Source organism: Bacillus sp. T2.9-1 (assembly GCF_950097965.1).
In the GTDB taxonomy this organism is placed as follows: Bacteria; Bacillota; Bacilli; order Bacillales; family Cytobacillaceae; genus Niallia; species Niallia hominis.
In genome coordinates, this window is the sequence record NZ_CATNHG010000019.1 from 1 (window position 1) to 1,916 (window position 1,916).

General features: G+C 32.8%; 3 protein-coding genes. All 3 read right to left on the minus strand.

From position 1 onward, the window contains the following. Positions 1-88: 88 nt before the first annotated feature. A complete protein-coding gene (locus tag QQZ16_RS02250) occupies positions 89-799 on the minus strand; it encodes a hypothetical protein (RefSeq protein WP_284561045.1) in 711 nt (236 codons plus the stop codon). Positions 800-963: 164 nt separating this feature from the next. Then, positions 964-1,704: a hypothetical protein gene (locus tag QQZ16_RS02255; protein ID WP_284561046.1), complete on the minus strand. Its 741-nt coding sequence runs from the start codon at positions 1,702-1,704 to the stop codon at positions 964-966. After that, the coding region (locus QQZ16_RS02260) for a hypothetical protein (RefSeq protein ID WP_284561047.1) at positions 1,691-1,916 on the minus strand (226 nt) is incomplete at its 5' end. The genes QQZ16_RS02260 and QQZ16_RS02255, both read right to left, overlap by 14 nt.

Here is a 1,916-nt window from a genome sequence, read left to right on the forward strand (position 1 = left end):
GAATACATGAACACACAAAACAGAGAAGATTTAAGCAGGACCCAAATGCATATTTAAACAATATTGAAAGCAAGTGGAATCGGCACAACTAAATCATTGTGTTAGTTGTGCCGTGTAAGTTTTTTTTGACTTTTTTCATTCGAATCATGTTAGTTTCCATTTTAGACATATTAATCTGCATATTATATATTGCAATTTCTATTTCTGCAATTTTCTTTTTTGCACTAAAATGACTAAAAACTCCTAGCGCTACTAGAGCTGGAATTGCAACAATGCCACCAAGTACTGTAGCACCTGCTATCATTCCACCACCACCAGCTGCTACTGCTCCACCACCAAGCAAAGCTAAAGTTGCATTTGTTGCCGCTGCACCGGATAAAGTTGATATTGCAGTGCCAGTTGATGCTACTCCTAATGTCGATGCTAGTCCCCAAGTAGCAAGAGCGGTTCCAACTCCAGCTGTTGCTCCAACAGCTGCACCAGTCGCCGCTGTTAAAGCTAGTTGACCTTTTTCCAATGTTTGGTTAATCTGTTTGAAATCTACAGATTCATATAAATTTGACTTATAAAACGGACTTTCTATATTACCTACTGAAAACTCCTTAAATGTATTAAGAGTTTTTATCGCTTCAATCTTCACACGTACTACTTTTTCTAGTACAGCATGCACTTCGCGGCTTTTTGATTTCATTTTATACAATTTAAAGTTATATCGTTTCTTAATTTTGTTATATTTTTTCATTGCTTCTTGGATACGTCCATATGCACCAAAGGTCAATATGTTTTTCATTGTACTCATGTTAATCACCATTTCTAGTTTTTTTACTTAAATAATTTTAAATTTGTACACCATCATAATTTAATTAGTTTTCTAGTATTACTAGGATTACTTATACGCCCTATAAGTGCTCCAACTACATCATCTTAGCAATTCTGCCAATTCTTCTTACCGTTAGCAATTGGTTACTTAGGATTACTTCTTTCATAATTCCATATCTGATAATCAAGTAAACGTGGAGTAATATTTGAATATTGTTCTAAAAGTATGTTAGTAGTTCCCTCTAATAAAATTTGTGCTTCTTCAATCATAACCTTTCTCTGAAGCGCTTTTTCTAAAAATCGCACTATCATTCTATCAGGTTTTACCCACTGGTCTTCCCCAGCCAACATGTAAAAATAAACAAGTGAAATACCACTTTTTTGACCTGGTATGGCTTTAATTTCATTTTCAAAATCTACATTACCATATACTTTACTTACATCCTGTAAAAAATTTACTCTATATTTAATAAGAACTTTACAGAACAAATAAATTGCTTCTGCTTTTAATATTCCGTTTGTGGGGGAGGTTCTTTGCTTATTAATGAATACATCATTCACAAATGTTTCTAACCCTAAACTTTCAAAAGAGCTTAAAAACTGTTCAATTGAAAATTGTTCACTGATAACCGGAAGTTCAGTTCTAGAGCGTTCCTTATTGAGATTAAAATAACTACAAAACCTATTTACTGTATTTCTAACACCTTCATACCGAACACCTATAGAAAACACAGAGTCGATAACACAAAGTGAAAGGCTTGAGTAATAGTATTCATCAGGAAGTTTTGCATTTTCTATTTCTAAAACATCCTCACAAAATGCAGCAATTATACTATTGTCTTTATGTAGTGTATGTGGCATAATTTTCTCCTTATAATCTTTCATCTAACAGTATGGTAAACTCTCTATCCGCAATATTATAAAAAATAGTAAATATCCCATTAAATATTTTAAATGTATTCGTATTTTCAGAGAGTATAAAATATTTTGTGTAAATGAAAATTTCCATGTAAAAAGGAAGACCTTCTCTTGGTAGAATTAAGTCACCACAACCAATCCTAGAAAAGAGGTCTTCCCTATGAATCAGTTTACAACAG

Coding starts and splice junctions, on each gene's coding strand:
- QQZ16_RS02250 (WP_284561045.1), bottom strand. CDS start 799: ATGAGTACAATGAAAAACATATTGACCTTTGGTGCATATGGACGTATC.
- QQZ16_RS02255 (WP_284561046.1), bottom strand. CDS start 1,704: ATGAAAGATTATAAGGAGAAAATTATGCCACATACACTACATAAAGAC.